Source organism: Nocardia sp. CNY236, assembly GCF_000482385.1.
Taxonomy (GTDB): domain Bacteria; phylum Actinomycetota; class Actinomycetes; order Mycobacteriales; family Mycobacteriaceae; genus Nocardia.
The window spans coordinates 1-16,546 of sequence record NZ_AXVD01000043.1 but is presented as its reverse complement, the minus strand read 5'-3'; the positions used below and the strand labels follow the sequence as shown (position 1 = coordinate 16,546).

20 protein-coding genes are annotated in these 16,546 nt (G+C 64.9%); 2 read left to right on the top strand and 18 right to left on the bottom strand.

The genetic code is table 11. The features are described from left to right. Nucleotides 1-78: 78 nt before the first annotated feature. The 11 genes from K940_RS0119560 to K940_RS33715 all read right to left on the bottom strand — a co-directional run bounded on the left by K940_RS0119560 (nt 79) and on the right by K940_RS33715 (nt 8,017). Complete coding sequence (locus K940_RS0119560; RefSeq protein WP_155980991.1) at nt 79-360, bottom strand: hypothetical protein; 282 nt, start codon at nt 358-360, stop codon at nt 79-81. Between the two features lie 147 nt (nt 361-507). Continuing rightward, nucleotides 508-687 (bottom strand): hypothetical protein, encoded by a 180-nt coding sequence (locus K940_RS32500; protein ID WP_155980990.1) that lies wholly within the window; start codon nt 685-687, stop codon nt 508-510. Continuing rightward, nucleotides 684-917 carry a hypothetical protein gene (locus K940_RS0119545; protein ID WP_155980989.1) on the bottom strand — a complete coding sequence of 78 codons (234 nt, stop codon included), beginning with the start codon at nt 915-917 and terminating at the stop codon, nt 684-686. Before K940_RS0119545 ends, K940_RS32500 begins: the two co-directional genes overlap by 4 nt. A gap of 190 nt (nt 918-1,107) precedes the next feature. Beyond that, nucleotides 1,108-1,272 (bottom strand): hypothetical protein, encoded by a 165-nt coding sequence (locus K940_RS32495; protein ID WP_155980988.1) that lies wholly within the window; start codon nt 1,270-1,272, stop codon nt 1,108-1,110. Between the two features lie 38 nt (nt 1,273-1,310). After that, nucleotides 1,311-1,652, bottom strand: coding sequence for a hypothetical protein (locus K940_RS0119535; protein WP_028478892.1), 342 nt, complete (start codon nt 1,650-1,652; stop codon nt 1,311-1,313). A 386-nt stretch (nt 1,653-2,038) separates the two neighbouring features. Next, a complete protein-coding gene (locus K940_RS29365) occupies nt 2,039-2,707 on the bottom strand; it encodes a hypothetical protein (protein ID WP_051407383.1) in 669 nt (222 codons plus the stop codon). A 122-nt stretch (nt 2,708-2,829) separates the two neighbouring features. Further along, nucleotides 2,830-3,306, bottom strand: a complete 477-nt coding sequence (locus K940_RS0119525) for a hypothetical protein (protein WP_028478891.1) — start codon at nt 3,304-3,306, stop codon at nt 2,830-2,832. Nucleotides 3,307-3,888: 582 nt separating this feature from the next. Then, entirely contained in the window at nt 3,889-4,647 is a 759-nt protein-coding gene (locus K940_RS0119515; RefSeq protein ID WP_231390444.1) for a hypothetical protein, read from the bottom strand. After that, nucleotides 4,641-5,849, bottom strand: a complete 1,209-nt coding sequence (locus K940_RS33720; RefSeq protein ID WP_028478888.1) for a hypothetical protein — start codon at nt 5,847-5,849, stop codon at nt 4,641-4,643. Before K940_RS33720 ends, K940_RS0119515 begins: the two co-directional genes overlap by 7 nt. A 129-nt stretch (nt 5,850-5,978) precedes the next feature. Next, on the bottom strand, nt 5,979-6,821 hold the full coding sequence (locus tag K940_RS29355; RefSeq protein WP_051407382.1) for a class II glutamine amidotransferase: 843 nt from the start codon (nt 6,819-6,821) through the stop codon (nt 5,979-5,981). Next, nucleotides 6,809-8,017, bottom strand: a complete 1,209-nt coding sequence (locus K940_RS33715; protein ID WP_231390443.1) for a hypothetical protein — start codon at nt 8,015-8,017, stop codon at nt 6,809-6,811. The genes K940_RS29355 and K940_RS33715 overlap by 13 nt, the downstream gene beginning before the upstream one ends. Before the next feature lie 482 nt (nt 8,018-8,499). Between K940_RS33715 and K940_RS31015 the strand changes: the two genes are divergently transcribed. Together K940_RS31015 and K940_RS0119490 are read left to right on the top strand one after the other, a co-directional pair. Continuing rightward, a complete protein-coding gene (locus K940_RS31015; protein ID WP_051407381.1) occupies nt 8,500-8,772 on the top strand; it encodes a transposase in 273 nt (90 codons plus the stop codon). 597 nt (nt 8,773-9,369) lie between these two features. After that, the gene (locus K940_RS0119490) at nt 9,370-9,768 is read left to right on the top strand and encodes a hypothetical protein (protein ID WP_155980986.1); all 399 of its coding nucleotides are present in this window, start codon (nt 9,370-9,372) and stop codon (nt 9,766-9,768) included. Between the two features lie 543 nt (nt 9,769-10,311). On the opposite strand, the gene K940_RS0119485 is transcribed toward K940_RS0119490, so the two are convergent. From K940_RS0119485 to K940_RS0119455, 7 genes are all read right to left on the bottom strand, one after another. Continuing rightward, nucleotides 10,312-10,719 (bottom strand): hypothetical protein, encoded by a 408-nt coding sequence (locus K940_RS0119485; protein WP_155980985.1) that lies wholly within the window; start codon nt 10,717-10,719, stop codon nt 10,312-10,314. A 551-nt stretch (nt 10,720-11,270) separates the two neighbouring features. Then, the gene (locus K940_RS29340) at nt 11,271-13,037 is read right to left on the bottom strand and encodes a ParB N-terminal domain-containing protein (RefSeq protein WP_051407380.1); all 1,767 of its coding nucleotides are present in this window, start codon (nt 13,035-13,037) and stop codon (nt 11,271-11,273) included. Nucleotides 13,038-13,182: 145 nt separating this feature from the next. Beyond that, nucleotides 13,183-13,398: a hypothetical protein gene (locus K940_RS0119475; RefSeq protein ID WP_028478885.1), complete on the bottom strand. Its 216-nt coding sequence runs from the start codon at nt 13,396-13,398 to the stop codon at nt 13,183-13,185. A gap of 113 nt (nt 13,399-13,511) precedes the next feature. Next, nucleotides 13,512-13,970 carry a hypothetical protein gene (locus K940_RS33145; RefSeq protein WP_196812284.1) on the bottom strand — a complete coding sequence of 153 codons (459 nt, stop codon included), beginning with the start codon at nt 13,968-13,970 and terminating at the stop codon, nt 13,512-13,514. Beyond that, nucleotides 13,967-14,749: a hypothetical protein gene (locus K940_RS33140; protein ID WP_051407378.1), complete on the bottom strand. Its 783-nt coding sequence runs from the start codon at nt 14,747-14,749 to the stop codon at nt 13,967-13,969. Before K940_RS33140 ends, K940_RS33145 begins: the two co-directional genes overlap by 4 nt. Nucleotides 14,750-15,225: 476 nt before the next feature. Next, nucleotides 15,226-15,714: a hypothetical protein gene (locus K940_RS0119460; protein WP_155980984.1), complete on the bottom strand. Its 489-nt coding sequence runs from the start codon at nt 15,712-15,714 to the stop codon at nt 15,226-15,228. A 546-nt stretch (nt 15,715-16,260) separates the two neighbouring features. Beyond that, nucleotides 16,261-16,546 (bottom strand): IS256 family transposase (locus tag K940_RS0119455; protein ID WP_028478882.1); only part of this gene is annotated, 286 nt, incomplete at its 5' end.

The following is a 16,546-nucleotide window of genomic DNA, read 5'->3' as shown; positions in this document are numbered from 1 at the left end:
CAGTGGGATTGGGGTGCGGTTGTCGCCGGGGCGATGCTCATGGGATTCCCTTCACTGATAGGCGATTCGGTCGAGCAGCTAGCCGCTGAGCGGCAATTCGGCGTTATCGAACTCCGGGACAGGACCGTCCGTCGCCACTGCCGAGACTTCAATGCCCGTGCCGTCGGCGGCTGTCGCATAGACGAGTTCGATCACTTTGTGGACGCTGAACTCGGTCACTTCCACGCCCGGCTCTATGTCGACTTCTCGGTTCACGGCCTGGAGCGCCGCAACCATGTCCCGCGCCTCGGATTCGGAATCGGCCTTCACATGAAGAGCCACAACTGCGTGTACGTCGAAACAATAATCGTGCGCCATCACCTATTCCTCCATCAGTTGGTAGCCAAGATTCTTTCGCTGTCCTCGTCTTCGAGGATCTCGACCCGCACACCGTTGGTTGCGTATATGTTCAATATGAGACCGCCGGAACCGTCTTCGAAGGCGTGGACATAGAATTGCGAACCGTCATCACGTGTTCCGTCGATAGTCCGATGGGGTGACCAGCGCATTGCCCACCATGCCGCGCTGGCGCGGCCAGGTGCAGGCATCATCGGCCTGATAGCGGCTCAGTGCTCGGCGGGCATGCCAGTAGTCCTGCCCGTCCCACACCCCATCTGGGTCCACGGGCGTGATCTGCGGATCCATCATGGCCACACCACGTTGGCGTCGTCGATGACCAGCCCGTAGTCGGGTTCATGACCGAACAACCGCAGGCAGGCTTCGCGGTGGCTGGCGATGCAGGACACGCACAAAAACCGCCGCCCGTCCGCTGTGTGCACCAGCGCGCCGCGCCCCTCGATGCACGACGCGCATCGCCCACCCCCGGCGATGTGCTCGTACACCTCCACTACCGATCCCGCGCCCCAACGGGGCGTCAAGCAGACCCTTAACACCAAGCCGTGCGGCAGTGACGTAGCCAGGTGGTATGAGCCAGCCCACCGGGGGCGTCGAACATCTCGAGTCGCCGCCACCCCTGGCAGCCCTCATCGTGCGCACCTGCCTGCGAGCTGGGGTTACTGCAGGTGAACACGTCATAACGCCAGCTGGTGGTTAGTTGTGAGTTGGTTTTCATACAGCCGCATCTGCGCCCGCAGGGTCGGGGCTGGGCAGCCAGCCGTTGAGGTAGCGCGTGAACCAGTCCTCCGCGGCAGGGAGGTCATCGAATTCACTTCGCTCGCTGGGGGGTTCTGGGTCGCGTAGGCCGGGATCGGTCACGGAGGCATAGATAGTCATCAGGTCCCCTTTTCGGCAGGTGGTCATACATGACGGGCTCAGCGGTGCGATCCACTGAGCCCTCGGTCGGCCTGCTGCGCGACGTGGTCGAGTGCGGCAACAAGCGCACGGTGGTGGTGGTGGATGAGTTCGTTGATGATGTGGCGTACGGCCGCAGTGATGGAGGTGTTGTCGAGGTCGGTGAAGGATTCGACATAGAGGATCCTGCTGGACAGTCGCACCCCCACGGTGGTATCGACGGTGAGCAGCAGTTGGTGAGACTCCCCTACGCCCCATAGCGTGATCTCGTTGAGTAGCCGCCCGAGTGGGCGACCGGTGAGGGCATCGAGCGCGGCGAACAGCAGGCGTCGTGCACACAGGACACTGGGCACGGCGACCATGTGTGCATTCGACCTCACTCAGACCACCCAAGGGATCTCCGTCGACAGCCCAGGGATCCAACCGCCAACTCCCGCCCTCGAAGTACAAGAGCACTTGCGCAGCGTTTTCGATGCGATATCCTTCGTCGCCCACCGATGCCGGATTGCCGTGCACCACAATGACTCCTCTTTGCTGGTAGACAGCAGAAGGCCCCCGTTCGCCGAGAAGCGATTGGGGGCCTTCTGCAAAACGGCCTCATCGGCCGTTGGGGAGGGGGTAGCTAGTTGTTGCGGGTCGTGACGTTGCGGTTTCTATCCGGGGCCGAGGGCCGCGGCGATGCGTGTGGTGAGGTCGTGGAATTCCATATGTGGACAACTCCTTTCCGCGACGAAGAGAAATGGGGTGTTCAGTAGCCGAACAGGGCCTGGGTGGCGATGAGCAGGTCGAGGACTTCCGGGGCGCGGGCCCCGGTGTCGGGGGCGGCGCTGTCGCGGATCTTGCGTATCCGCCGGAACCGCACTCCTTTGAGGTTGATTCCGGTCGCGGGTGCGGCGGTCTCGCTGCCGGGGTCTTCAACGACCTGGTAGTCATCGATGTGTAGCCATGCCTCGTACCAGGATTCGGCGGGGAGCCCGTCGCGGGCGGACTCGCGGGGATCGGGATCGTGCGGTTGCCAGTGACGGCATTCGCAGTGTGGGTCGTCGCAGTGGGCGAAGCGGACCGCGGGGTTGGCGTGGTAGTGGTGTTGGTGTCCGTTGAGCATGGGGCACGCGCGTCGGGAGTAGTGCCCGCATTCGGGATGGATGCCTGGCTCGACCGCGAGCCCGCGCTGGTAGTCGAGGGAGCGGATGAACACTACGAACGGGTCGGTGAGCGGTTGCCCGCAGATCTGACACCGCTTCCCCCACAACACCTGGTGCGCGCGGACTGGGTCCAGCATCCCCCAGACCGGCCGCGCCGGATCGCGATGGGACACGGTGATGTAGGGAACGACCAGACCGCGTGCGCGGCGCGCGGCGAACAACCGGTACGGGACCGGAACACGATCAGGGTCCGAGGAGGATGGGATAGCCATGCGATGGCCTCGAATCTTGTGGAAGGGGAACGAAAGCGATCGGCGCCGCATCACGCACGCGGCGCGCCGGATTGGCGGTCGGATGGTTGAGACGCGCATGCCGGACCAAGTGTTTCGGGTAGTCAGGGTTGGTTCCAGCGGCGGCCGGTGTGCGTGTTGTGGTCGTGCACTGAGACGACTGTCGGTGCGCCAGGGACTGCGGCGGTGAGGGTGCGGGGCAGCACGGCTTGACGCCCACCGGCCGCCCAGCGGCCTCGAGCCAGTACCCAGCGGGTGCCGGTGTGTTGCGTCGGGGTCAGATACCAGCAGAACTCGGGCAGTCCGATCCCGAACGGATCGGGTTGCCACTGGGGATTGCCGTCGGCATCGGTGCGCAGTGATGCTGTGCGGTGTTCGATGCGGATCAACGCCATCGGCGGGTCGGGGTGGCGGGGCGGGGCGGGGTCGAACGCGGTGATCGGGGTGCCGTGTGCGGGTGTGGCGGCGAAGGCGGCGTGGTACCCCACGACCAGGACCGAGGCCGCAGCCCCGATCTCGGGCAGATATGGTGCGTACCGCGGCTCCAGCCGCAGCCGGGCGGTGTAGGGGTCAGTCGACATCGGTGGACTCCTTCGGGGTCGTGTCACCAGTGAGGTTGTGGGGGGCAGGAGCGAGCGGGTCGTGGTGGGAATTCAAGGGGGTGGGCGCTGTCGTGGAAGGGATGCAGTAGCGAGGTGAGCACGGTCTGGACCTCATGAGGGCGGTGGTGCCCCGAGGTGGAGGAGGTGGTCAGCGCGGCGCCGGCGGTAGGGTGCGCGCAGCGCCGTCACCGGCATGGGCACGCATTGTTCCTGTGCCGCGGGAATGGGTTCAGTCATCGCGGAGGGGCTTCGTCGGCGCTGCGGGTGTGCGGGGCGAGGGCTTCGATAGACTTTGGTGGCACCGGTATTCGACCGTCTGGACGATGCAGAACGGTGTGGCGGCGGCCGCTGGTGGTGCCCGCCGAGGGTCGTGATCGCTGTCGCGGCGCAGCCAGTGCTATTCGATGGTGTCCAGCCCGATCACCGGAGCGCCGAAGTCGGGACACCGCAGGAAGCGACGGTGACGACCGGCCGTGCGGGGTCGATGAGGCGGGGCATGGGTGTGGGCTCCCTTCCGTGAGGTGCCGGTCCGCGAGGTGTGGACCGGCACCTCGCTCGGGCTCAGGCGTATTCGCGGTCGATGAGGTCGCCGTAGCGGTCGTGGCCGTCGAGGACCGCGCAGTCGCAGTGCGGGAACGAGTTGTGGCATTCGGCGCAGAAGCCGCAGAGGCGGCAGTGCGGTCCGACGATCTCGTCGTCGGCGGCGCCGCAGAATTCGCAGGACCTGAAGCCCAGGTCGGGTTGGTAGAGCCAGTCGTGGTCGAGGTAGTCGCTGTTGCTGTACCAGATCCCGGTGCCGGTGTCCCAGTGTCCGCGGCCTTCGTTGAACAGGTAGGCGTGGCTACGATAGGCGGGGTCGACGGTGAGCACCACGAGTTTGTCGGTGCGCAGCCAGGTTTCCAGGCCCTCGCGCCCGGCCCAGGAATCCAGGGACCCGAACGGGTTGGTGGGCAGAAAGTCCTCGGCCGCGATCCGGGTATCGGAGCGTGGGTCATTATCGGCGGGGTGCACCTCGGCGGGTAGGACGCCGTTGTGTGCCAATATCGTTCGTGGGTCGCCGCCGACAGGGAAGGGATGGCAGTTGTCGAGGTCGTGCACCCCGTGGGTGGCAAAGCGGGAATGGAACAATGCCGGTCCGTGTGGGTACTCGATACGCAGGGCGGCGAATTCGCCGATCGCGGTTTCTTGGTCGAGACTGTGCCCGGTTGTGATCGTGTCGCCGGTGATCAGGGCGTAGCCGTGCCCGTGCGGGTTGAATTGCGCACCGTTGTGCAATGCGCCTAGGTCGGGGGTGGCGCCGGGTACGAAAAAGGTCAGCATGCACATTCCAGCTCCTGGAGTTCGGTGTGCAGATCGCTGTACTCGGGGCGGGAAGCGAGCCAGGCGCAGAACACCGGCCATTCCCAGCCGTGATGGCGCACGACCTGCGCGGCGGTGAGGGTGCGGGTGTATTCGACCGACGCGGCGGCGAAGGCGAGGGCAGCTTTGACCTGGCGCTGGCGCAGGGAAGACTGGAAGATCCGCAGTTCGAAAGTGTGCTCGGGGCGGACGTTGATCGCGTGGTAGCGGTCGCCCCTGGTGGAGCCTTTGGCGTACTCGGCGGCGGCCTCGCGGGCGGCGGGGGAGAACTTCGCCCACTGGTCGCTGCGCCGCCGAGCTAAGGTGCAGACCTGGGATTCGTTGCGGTAGAAAAGCTTCATCCACCGGAGGATGTGCGCGGGTGAAGTGAATCCGCTGCGTGAGACATGGATGTGGATGCCGACCGAGGAGTCTGTTCGGCAGTCCAGCAAGTGGAGTTTGGTCAGCAGCTGCCACGGGAAGCTCGCGCGCGCGTAGTCCCACGACATCGGGTGGGTGACCATCTCGAACCCGATCGGGCGGATCGAGCCGTCCCTCTTCAGGTAGCCCAGCCCGTCCAGGTGATCGATTGCGAGGTCGACCGCGTCGGAGAAATACTTACGGGGAGTGATGAGTTCGAGCTCCATCCCCAGAAACAGCGAACCTTCGCCGTGGAAGATCGGTGTCGGGTGGTAGTTGTAGAAATGAATGCGCTCGTCGTCGTGACAGGTGCATGCGGCGCAGCGGTCCACCTCGATCGGGACGAGTTGTTCGCAGTCCATGCATTCGTCGTAGGAGCGGAGACAGTCCGAGCACACCTCACCTCGGTCGGTGTCGGTGGTGTGCACGGCACGCACATTGCAGTCAACGCAGCGCTCGTAGTCCGGCGCGCAGGTCCGGCAGACTGCGACTTCGGTGGTGCGTTCCACGAGCACCAGCGCGTTGCTGGTGAACAGGTCACAGCGGCGGCAGCGGTCCCAGCCGATCAGACAGTTCGAGCATCGGGAGTTGGAGTCGACGGTCGGGGAGGCGTGGCGGGTTGGGGTGGCGCAGCCGGCGCAGATGGTGTCGCCCGCACAGTCCGGGCACAGTCGGTCTCCCTCCACGACGGTGACTAGGCAGGCGGCGGGAACCGGGTGTGAGCACTCTTCGCAGTGGGTGTCGGGCACGGCGGCAATGGGCATGACAGGTCACGGCCTTTCGATGAAAGAGGCGAAAGCCCCGCCCACTTGCCGTTCACAGCGGCAGGTGTGCGGGGCCCGGACAAGGGGTGGGGACGGCATCGACGGACGCGGCAGGGACAGTGGGGCGTGTCAGTCTTTGTTGATGTGCGGCATGATGGGCTCGACAGTCCAGCTGTGGGGGCCTCGTGCGCGGTGGCGTCCGCGTGTGGGACGGGTCAGGGTGGCGAGGGTTTCGGCGCGGGTCACCGGAGTGACCGGCGCGGTGGTGCGGGGGTGTGTGGTGCAGATGCAGCGGGGGAAGGAGCGCCAGCAGTCGAAGCACCACTCGCGCCGGTCGCACCAGTGTGCGGCGCGGTGCAGATCCAGCTGCCCGCATTCGTCGCAGCGCAGGATGTGGAAACGCCGCACGCAGGGCTGGTATGTCGAATTCGAGTACCAGATCTCGTCGTCCCAGATCCCGGCTTCGGCGTTGAGGATGTAGGCGCGGCGGGCGTAGGTGGGGTCGACGGTCAGGATGACCAGCTTGCTGGTCCCTAGCCATGACGCGAGCCCGCGGGCGCCGCGGTGGGTGTCGATCGATCCGAACGGGTGGCGAGGCAGGTATTCCTCGGCGGCGATGCGGGTGTCCGAGCGCTGGTCGTAGGCGCGTGGATGTACACGCTTGGGCAGGGTTCCGTTGTGCGCTATTACTGTTCGGGTGTCGCGTCCGAGGGGGAAGGGGTGGCAGTTCTTCAGGGCCTGAATGCCGCGGGTGGCGTAGCGGGAATGGAACAACCCCGCCCCTGTCGGATACTCGGCGCGAAGGTTCAGGAATTCCTCGATGAGTGGGTCGGGATCCATGCTGTGGCCGACCCGGATCTTGTCCTCGATGATGAGGGCGTAGCCATGTCCGTGTGGGTTGACCGCGGCACCGGTCTGCAACGCGCGGCGGTCGGGCTGGGTACCGGGCGGGAAGTAGGTCAGCAGGCACATGCGAGCTCCAGGTGATGTAGCTGGTCGGACAAGGGCTGATAGCGCGGGCGCGCGGCGACCCAGGCCGCGAACGTCTCCCAGTTCCATGCGCCGTCGTGGATGTCGGCGACGGCCAAGTCGCGGGTGTAGTGGATGGAGGCCGCGGTGAACGCCAGCGCGGCCTGGACGCGCCCTACGTCCAGAGACGAGGCGAAAATCCGTAGCTCCAAGGTGCTGCGCGGGTAGGGGTTGATCGCCTGATGCCGATCCAGTCCGAGTGCCGCGGTGTGGTTCTTGGCGGTGTTCTTGACCCTCGCCCGCGCGGCAGGGTCGAACGGGGCATAGCGCGAGCGGCGCCCGGCCAGGCGGGTCAGTGGGGATTCGTTGCGGTAGATCAGCATCATCCACCGGAACGCGTGCGCCGGGGATGCGAACCCGGCGCGGGAGGCGTGCACGTGCAATCCGACCCCGGCGTGGGTGGAGCAGCCGACATCGTCCAGCTCTCCCAGCAGTTCCCAGGGGAAGCTGCCGAGGGCGTAGGGGTAGCTCATGGGATGGGTGACCAGTTCGAATCCGCTTGGCTGGATCGAGGAGTCTCGCTTGAGATAGCCCAGAGTGCCGAGGTGCTCGGTGGCGAGTTCGACGGCCTCGTCGTGGCATTGGTAGGGGACCACGATCTCGAGTTCGAGCCCCAGGTACAGCGGTCCGGTGCCGTGAAAGCGGGGGTCGGGTTTGAAGCTGTAGTTGCGCACCCGCGCGGGGTGGGCGCACCAGTCACACGAGCCGTAGCCGCGCAGCAGCGTGCCGCATCGGGTGCAGCCGTTGTATCCGGACGCGCACACCGCGCACACCCGCAGGCCACCGGAGACGTAGCGTGAGTTGGCGCTGTGGCGTCCGCAGGCGAAGCAGCGGGCGAAGAAGACGTCGGCGCAGGACACGCACACGGCGTGGTCGGTGTCGGTGCGCTCGTGCCGTGCGCTGAGAAGCCCGCACGACACGCAGGCGCACCATCGTGGTGTGCACTCGCTGCACAGCCGGGTCCGCTCGGCGGTGTCGGACAAGGTCAGCGTCCGCTCGTGGCAGCCATCGCAGACCGCCACCGTGGTGATGCACGACCCGCACACCAGCTGCTCAGCGACGCGATGACGCGGACCTGCCGGACCTGCGCGACGGGTCCCACACACCGCACAGTCGGCGTAGAGGTCGGATTCGGGCATGATGAAACACCTTTCGGTGAGAGACACGGAGCGCCGAACCCAGCGGTGAGCTGTGTACGGTGCGGGTAGCGGGAAGTGTTGTGCGGCAGCGTGTTCCGCGAATCGTGATCGGCAGCGTTCGGAGGCTGTCGACTATTGGTGTTAGGCAGGGGGCAGTCGGGGTGGGTGTGCAAGCAGGCGTGCACCCTGAATGAGGTGATCGATCTCTCCGGGAGTGGGTGCCCAGGCGAGCGCGGTCCGACGGGGAGCTCTGGGCCGCAGCCTGTGGCAATGGGATCGCTCGGGCTGTTGGGCTGCGGGTCCGGGCAGGCGTGGCGCAGGCCGTCGGGGCACCGCCACGTCATCACTACTCGGTTCGGGTAATTCGCCGGTTGGAATCCTCCGACAACGCGAGACAGTCGAATCCGCAGTCGTGTGTGCGGTAGGTGCGAGTCTCCTGAGTTCTAGCGTGCTGATGACTGTGTCAGCGCGAAGGAGCGACAATGGGGATTGTGGCGAGATGGAAACGGTATTCCGCGAACGAGATCCTGGCGAAACTTCGTCGTGCTGACGCACTGGCTGAGCAGGGCGCCTCGGAGGAGCAGATCGCCGCCGACCTCATGGTGACGCAGAAACGGTTGCGCCACTGGCGTCGTAGATTCGCTGATCAAGTTCTGGAGGCTGATCTGAGGACAGCGAAGGAGGAGCTGGAGGAGGTCCGCCTCATATTGGGGCGGTTGGATGAGATGGATGAGATCGTCAGAAGCGATCTGTGATCCCGGCAGCACGCGGCGTGTCTCGAGGCACTGTCACCAGTGGTGAGGCGCTGTGCTGGTCGGTCGGTGTGCGGACCCACGTCTGCGCCTCGCAGGGAATACGATGTGCCTGGGCAGGAATGCGAGTCTGTGGCGAACCGTGTGCTGCGTACCTCGGCGAGGCCTGTGGTGCATTCGGTGAACTTGCCGTTCAGGCCGGTCAGATCCTCACCAAGGGTGGTGAATCCGGCCAGAGTCTCGGGGGGACATCGCCGCCTTCTGAACAGATCGCGGTGACGTCCCGATCTGCACCTCCGGTAAGAGCACCCGCGTTGCCGCAGCGTCCGGCTCGGCGATGTGCAACCTCGCGACTAGATCATGGACCTGTGGCTCCGGCGCGGCCGCATGCGCCTGCAGCTCCTTCGATGCCGTAGCCTGACAGCCACACGGGAGGGGAGTACGCCGACTTGCACCATCGAATGGCGCAAGTCGCTCACCTCGACGAAGGGGGTGGCGCTACCCGAGGGGCCCGGGCCAGTGGCGGCTGTCGGTGTGTGGTCGTACTGTGTGCCTCATCGAGGCCTGATCGGGCCGCGGGAAGGCGAGGAGAGCCGCGAGATGCGCAGTCTGGAAGGCCGGATCGGGGATACGATCGATGATCTGAAGCAGCTCGGGCATGCACCGAACACCGAACGTGTCGCCGAGATTCAGGAGCATCTCGCCGGGCTGGTCGATGAAGTGCGCCGGACGATCACCGAGGTCGGCGCCGCGCGCAGGGATAACTTGATCCAGCTCAGCCGCCAGGCGCATAGCATATTGGTCGATGCCCGCGACCGCGCGGAGCGCGCGGTGAACATCGCCGGGGCTGCCCGCCAACGCGAGCTGCATGCTTTGGAGCATCCCCTGGTCTTGGATCCGGATCCGCTGTTGAAGGACCACGCGTTTCGTGGGCTCACTGGCCGTAGCGCTCTCGCCGACTTCGACCGTGATCGCGGGTGGGACGGGTTCGACCGGTAAGGCGAGCCCGCCAAGCCGAATGCCGGCAGCCGGCGCTCGTTGTCTGCATCGACCAGATCGCGTGCGACCCTGTGCCGGGTCACGTCCATAACACGGGTCTCGGGTCTCGGGTGGCTGTCTGGGCTGATGAGGCGTGACATGGGTCGCCGGTGTCCGAGCGCAATTTGGCTCCCGGTGGGTTCATGGCGGTGCTTGTCGACGATGAGGGCGATCTCACCTTGGCGGGGGTGGTCGGCATCGATCTGTCTATCGCTGCTGCTCGACTGCCGAACCGATCGGCGTCGGTTTGGAAGCATCGACCGATCGACCTCGATCCGGAGACCCAGCCGACGAATCGTTCGAGCGCCAACGCGGCGGACGCCCTCTATAGGCCACGCTGGTCGCGGCCTGTGGGCCCGATTTCAGCATCGATAACGACTGCTGGGCGAGGCCCTGAACAAGAGGGGAGGGCACAGATGATTCGGCGCGGTTGGATGTCGTGGATTTCCTTGCCTGTAGGCGGGAGCCGTCCGGCGACGGATGACCGGCAGACCGCGACGGGGCTCAGTGATAGGGGGCGTCGGCGGCTTGCACGTGGGCGGCTACGATCGCGGCCAGGGTGTGGGGCGCGGTGCCGCGGAAGGTTAGTTCGATGGCTTGTTTGTCTACATCGAGGCGGATCAGTCCTGAACCCCACACCGAGGCGTTGTCGACCGATCCGACGATGCCGCCGTCGGTGAGGTAGAGGTCGTGCCGGTCGGTGAGCGGTTCACGGACCCAGGATGCGCGCATATACAGTGGCGCGTCTTCGCTGATCGGGTCGAACCCGAAGGGGCCTTGCTCAAACCCTTCGCGGGTCAGCACCTCGTCGATCGCGGTGATGACGGCGGTGAGTTGTTCGTAGCTGGGCGGGTGCAGGTCGAACCATGGTTGCCAGGACTGACGGTCGCCACGAAAGGTGTTGTCTTGCATGGGGCTCAGCATCTCAGCCGGCACCGACGATTCGGCGCTGATCGGCATGGATCGCCTTTCGGGGCGGGTCCGTGGCTAGCTAGTCACGGGGTGTCGATCCTCGCGGTGGTGAAGCCGACCTGTACCCGGTTTGGGCCCATTGGTGTCAGCTGTGTCGCCCACCTCCCTGCCCATCTGCCGCTCCGTCGATATGGCAGAACCGGACAATCCCTGCGCCACCGCAGGAGGAAGTCGTGGCCGATCGTTGACGTCCTCGTCTAGTGTGCCTGTCAGCTCGGCTGGGATACTGGCCGGACACGCAGTGCAGCAGCCAGTTCCGCGGGTTCCCTACCGTGAGTAGTGGTGTCTGGGATCTGCCACGACACCAATGGGCAGGCACCTGCACGACCAGGTCCGCAGCAGCCACCCAAGACGACAGACGGTAGGTCCATGACAGCGGTCATGAGACAAACACCTTTTAGGGTTTCGGTGAAGTGGTGACCTCGGGGTGCCGGTGCACGGGTGTTGGGAATGATCCGCGCACCGGCCTGTCGAGGTGGCCGAACAGCTTGTCAGGCGGCTCTGGCCTGCTGCGGCTTGTTGGGTTCAGGGGCGGGGGTGTCGATGTCGATGTCGGCGGCGGCGATCTCGCCGAGGGCGGCCTGTTCGACAGGCACAAGCGGGTGCCCGAGTTCGCGCAGGAACGCCAGATAGCGGCGCACGCCACGGTCGGCGTAGCGCCACAGGTCTTTTCCGGCGCGGTTCTCGTAGCCACCGAGCACCAGCGCCAACACGATCACCAGGGCGCGAGCCGGTTTCGTCGTCTCGAGGGTTGCGAGCAGTTCATCGCGGCGGAGAGGGCTACTTTTCGTGCCTAGCAGTTTCGAGGTCATGTCGAATGCGGTGTACTCGCTGAGCAGCCCGTAGTCGGAAACCAGCGACTGGGCCAGGAACACCGGCGCCTGCGCCGGTAGGGTCTTTCGCCGCACCAGCCGTTGCACGAACTCGGTGCGGGTGGTCTGGGCCGCCAACCCCTGCTTGTTGAGCTCACGCACCCGCCGCCGGACCACCCGCTCCCGCTCCCGCGCTGCTTCGGTCTGCGCTGCTTCGGTCCGCGCGGCGGCGGTGCGACGCCCAGCGGCGAATCTGCCTGCCGCACTCTGCTCGCCCTGCTCATCCTGGTCGATGTTGCCTGGGTTGGTGTCGGCCTCGCGCTCACGCAGGCCGACTGTCTCCAGCAGATCGCGTGGCAGGAAGTATTCGGCGTGAATCTGTTGACGTGATTGCACCTCGCGAGCGTGGCGCAGTCCCTCGGCCGGTTCAGCGTCGGGGTCATCGAGTGTGTCGAAGTCCACGGTGTGGGGGTCGACGAGGTCGCCGGTGTCGGTCTCGACCCATACCGTGTCCTCGCCGAGTTCCAACCACACCAGCCAGAAGCCGGGATCGGTGGTGATGTGGTTGACGTCGACGGCCTCGCCGTCGGTGTCGACCAACTCGGCAGCCGATATCAGCGACTCACTGTCGGTGGAAGAGTCGTGTTCGGGGTAGTTGGTAAGGACCCTGAACCCAGCCTCGGCGTAGGGCAATGCTGCGGTCAGATAGTTGCGTGTTTCGTCGCGGTCTTGGGCGATCCGGTTTGCCTGATAGGGGAACCAGGTCGGGCTCGAGCGCGCTAGGCGTTCGACCGCGGCGGTGTCGCCGAGAGCGTCGTATTCGGCGATGACTGCAGCCTGTTCGAGGGTGAACTGGCCGTCGAGCGATTCCATTGCGGTGGGAGAGGCGCCGACCTTGCCTGCTAATTTGACCTTGTCGCGTTTGGTCTGCAGTGCTTGTGCGACCCGAGTGACGGTAGCGCCGTAATCAATAGCCAGTGCGATTGCGGCGGCGCGGTCGCCGGGAGTGAGCGGGATGCGGCGATCGTTGACGTTGATCTGCTCGATAATCCGGCGGATCTCGGCTTCGTCGGGGTCGACAGCAGGATCGAAGTCGGTGATCCACACCGGTACCTCGGTCTGCTCGAGTGCCAGCGCGGTCAGGGTGCGGAGCTGTCCGTCCCGGACAACCAAGCGCCCGTCGGGCATGCGGATCACTTTGATCGGTGACTTCACTCCATGCTCACGAACAGACTCGGTGAATTCGGGTTGCTCGTCAAGCCGGAAGTTCTTCCGTACATTCTCAGCGATGTCGAGTAGCGCGGGGTCTATTGTCGGCCCCCGATCCAGCATCCGCGCAGGCGCCGCGACTGCGGTCTCGGAGTCGACGTGGCCGGTGGAAGGCGTAGCAGTGTCGTTGGTGTCGATGATCGTGGTGGGGTCGGAGGTGTCGGTGGCGTGGGGCATCAGGAGTGGACTCCGATCGTGAAAAAGGTAGGCATCGTTCAGCTTTGAACTGGCTGATACCTACCGGACAGCGGGAATGACGAGGTGTGCACTGGTGGTGCGCTGCCGGTACCGGGCCGGCAGCACCGGGGAATCGGTCGGAGGGCTAGTTTTTGGTGCGGGATACGACGTTGATCGGTTGCAGCATCCGTGCACCCTGGTGATCGGGTTCGCTGTAGCCCCAGTGCTTGGCCTTCCAGTCTGGGTGCTGCTTACGCCAGCGTGCGATGGTGTTCTCAGTGAGGGCGGTGACTGGTCCGGCGGTACCGAAGTGTTCGGCGCACTTGAGCTGGTCTCGGTCGATGGTTGGTGTGTCGGGCATATGTGAGGCAACCTCCTCGTAGGGTGGGGCGCTGGAGGCCCGCGGGGATGGATGAGGGGACAATGGCGACTACGTCCCAGGTGGAGTCGTGCTGGGAGGTTTGTGCTGGTGGCTCATACGAGGGACATCGCGTGTAGGGCCAGGTCGTCGAGGGTGTCGGCGCGGTCGGCGTCGGGAATGGTCTGGGAGTAGCTGGTGACTGCGTGGGCGATGCCAGCGGAGGTGAGCTGAGCGCCCGCGATGAAATGGCTGAGGATCCCGCGGCGTTCTTCCTCGGTGAACTTCAATTTCTTGGAGATGACTTCGATGGTGTGTTCGGGGTGGGCGACTGGTGTGGCGGCGTGCCGTTCCAGTTCGGTGATGCGGGCGTTCAAGAACTGTGGTGACAACCATTCGGCGACTTTGTCGCGTGTTTCGGCGGTGATCACCGCGAGCCGTTTGCGCTGGGTGTCGTGCGACCAGTCTTCGCTGAGGCCTATCTCGAGGCGGTCGCCGATGTGGCGTTTGGTGTAGGCGAACATCGGAAGGGTCAGTCCGTTGCCGCAGATCTCGACCAGCAGTTCTGGTTTCAAGGTGACCGCGTGGTGGCCGATTTCGGAGTTGGAGAACCGGAACCCAGCGAACACGATCGGCTCGGTGCCCGGCTGATAGGCGCGGCCTTCGCGGGACGCGATCGGGCGCCACCGCGCCAGTTGGCCTGCGGCGCGGCGGCGTTGGGTCTCGAGTTCGGGGGTGGCGAACGGGGATCGGTAGTTGTTGAGGAAGCTCGGTGCCAGTGCGCGGCCTTCGGTGAATACACCTTGCAGTGCATGGATGCCTCAGTCAGGTCGCACGAGCGGACCGACACATCGGCATCGGCTTGGCGGATGCCTTCAAGTACCGCGGTGAGGACGTCGAGGTTGTCGATGATTCCGTAGCGATCCGACAGCACCGCGCGCAGGACTCCGGGCTCGTCCGGTCCACCGGAGGTGAACAGGCGTAGCAGGAACGACCGGTCGTCACCACGACCGGGCAAGCGTGGGTCGTGGCTGCCATGCAACAGACCGTTGATATTGGCGTCGTAGAGATCGGTGCGCGATTGTCCCCGAAGCCACTTCAGATATGGGACGGGGATCTTCAGTTTCGACCCGAGATGAGCATCTGCGGCAGCAGTGGGCCGGTACCAGCCCTCGACGAGGGTGAATCCCCGCTCATCTAGGACCGGGTCGATCCCGGACAACTGCAGCAGACCATCTCTGGCACGCAACGCTGAGGCAGGGGCGACGACGTCGAGTTTGGCCGCCTGCTGAGAATTCAGCAGGCCGACCAGGTCCCCCAACTCGGCGTGACGGATGCAGGTGGTGATTGACATGGGTGAAAATTCCTCTCGGATATGTACAGATTTCACAGCGGTGAGTGCGGGAGTGGTCGCGGCGCTGCTTCAGTGCCGGTTGGGGTAGTGGGAAGACCAGCGCCCGCGGCCTGTGGAGCTCGGCATGGGTCGTAGCGAACGAGCTTGCGCTCCAACGCGCGGGTGTTCTGGCGGCGCTGCCCGGCCAACCGGCGCCGCTACCGCACAGCACGCTCACGGGTGGGGAATTCACCGATGGTCACGGTGGGGACGTCGCTGCCACACCGATGTCCTCCTCGGTTGTGGCCGGCGAATACCTCGATGCACGCGCCGATAGCCGTGGTCACTCGGACATACCAGCGCCGCAGCCCAGCGTTAGGGTGCGAATCGAGTGGTGAGGTGAAGATGCCGACGGACTGACCCTCGATGAGTGGGTCGACGAACCGCACCCCGACCGCGGTGGTTCCCTGTCGGGGAATACCCGTCCAAGTGGGGTCTCAGTCGGTGGTGTTCGCTTCAACGAGCTTCAGCTGCAGAGCGAACTCGGTGGCAAATGATTGGATGATCAGGTTGAGAAGCTTCGCGGCGGCCGCGAAGTGGCGGTGGTCGATTCCTCTGACGCCGGCCAGGGTTCGGTTGGCGTCGCGTTGTTTTGTCAACGCCGTGTGGTAGCTCTGGGGGTGGCCATGTGCGGGGACCGATTGCAGCACAACAGTGAGGTTGTTGCTCACTATGGCGGCGACTTTGGGGCCTGCGTGGTGTGTTGAGGGATGATAGAGGCGGCCCATGCGCAATATGAACCCGTGCGCATCGCACAACAGCGGCAACCGCTGGATGAGTTTCGGCTCGGTTTCGTGGGTCCACACGCCATTGATGGTGTATCCGGCTGCGTTGAGGGCGTCTTCGGCCGAGTCGGTGCCATGGGGGAGTCGCTCGATGAACTGGCGCTGTTCTATGCCGGAGCTCTCACGGCTGATGCGCCACACAACTGTGGCGGTGCTTTGATCGTTCGGGGCGCCGATGGGGTCGGGTGTAGCCACGAGTGTCACAGCTGGGTGCGGGGTGGGGTGCGACGGTGTCACGTGTATCGGGTCCTTCGGTTGTTGGTTGTCGCCGCGAAGCAGGCTCCTGGCTGTGTTTGGCGATCGATTTGGTGGTTGACCTGCTGCGGCATCGGCACGGAATCTTGTGGTGACCGTGTGGCCGACGGTTGCGGGTGAGGATGTTCAGCGGGTAGCGGCCCGCTGCTTGTTTTGGCCTGAGCTGTCGTGTGGGTCGACTGCAGCGGTGAGACATCGAGTTGGGAGTCGTCATCGTTGTGGGAGCAAGCGACGGATTGAACGAGGGGTAGCGTGCTGGTTTCGCCTGACCCATAGGGCTGATCAGCGGGGTTGGAGTTTGTGTCCCTTGGGCTGTTGTGGGACTGAAGGAGGGGGCAACACGGTCGGGGACCTGCGATGACTGTGCAGTCACAGACGGTCAAGTCCAAATGCGTGGTGTAAAGAGAACGGTCGCCGCGTGATCCTTGTTGGTCAGGCGGTGAGCGCTTCGGGGTTTTCCTCCTGTTCGATGGTCGGGTCGGTGAGCCCGCGTGAGCGGGTCAGGACATCGAGGCCGAGGTAGCGGCGTCCTTCGATCCATTCGTCGTGTTGTTCGGCCAGGACCGCGCCGACGAGACGGATGATGGCCTGGCGGTCGGGGAAGATGCCGACGACGTCGGTGCGGCGCCGGATTTCCTTGTTCAACCGTTCCTGGGGGTTGTTGGACCAGATCTGGCGCCAGATCTGTTTCGGGAAAGCGGTGAACGCGAGCAGGTCG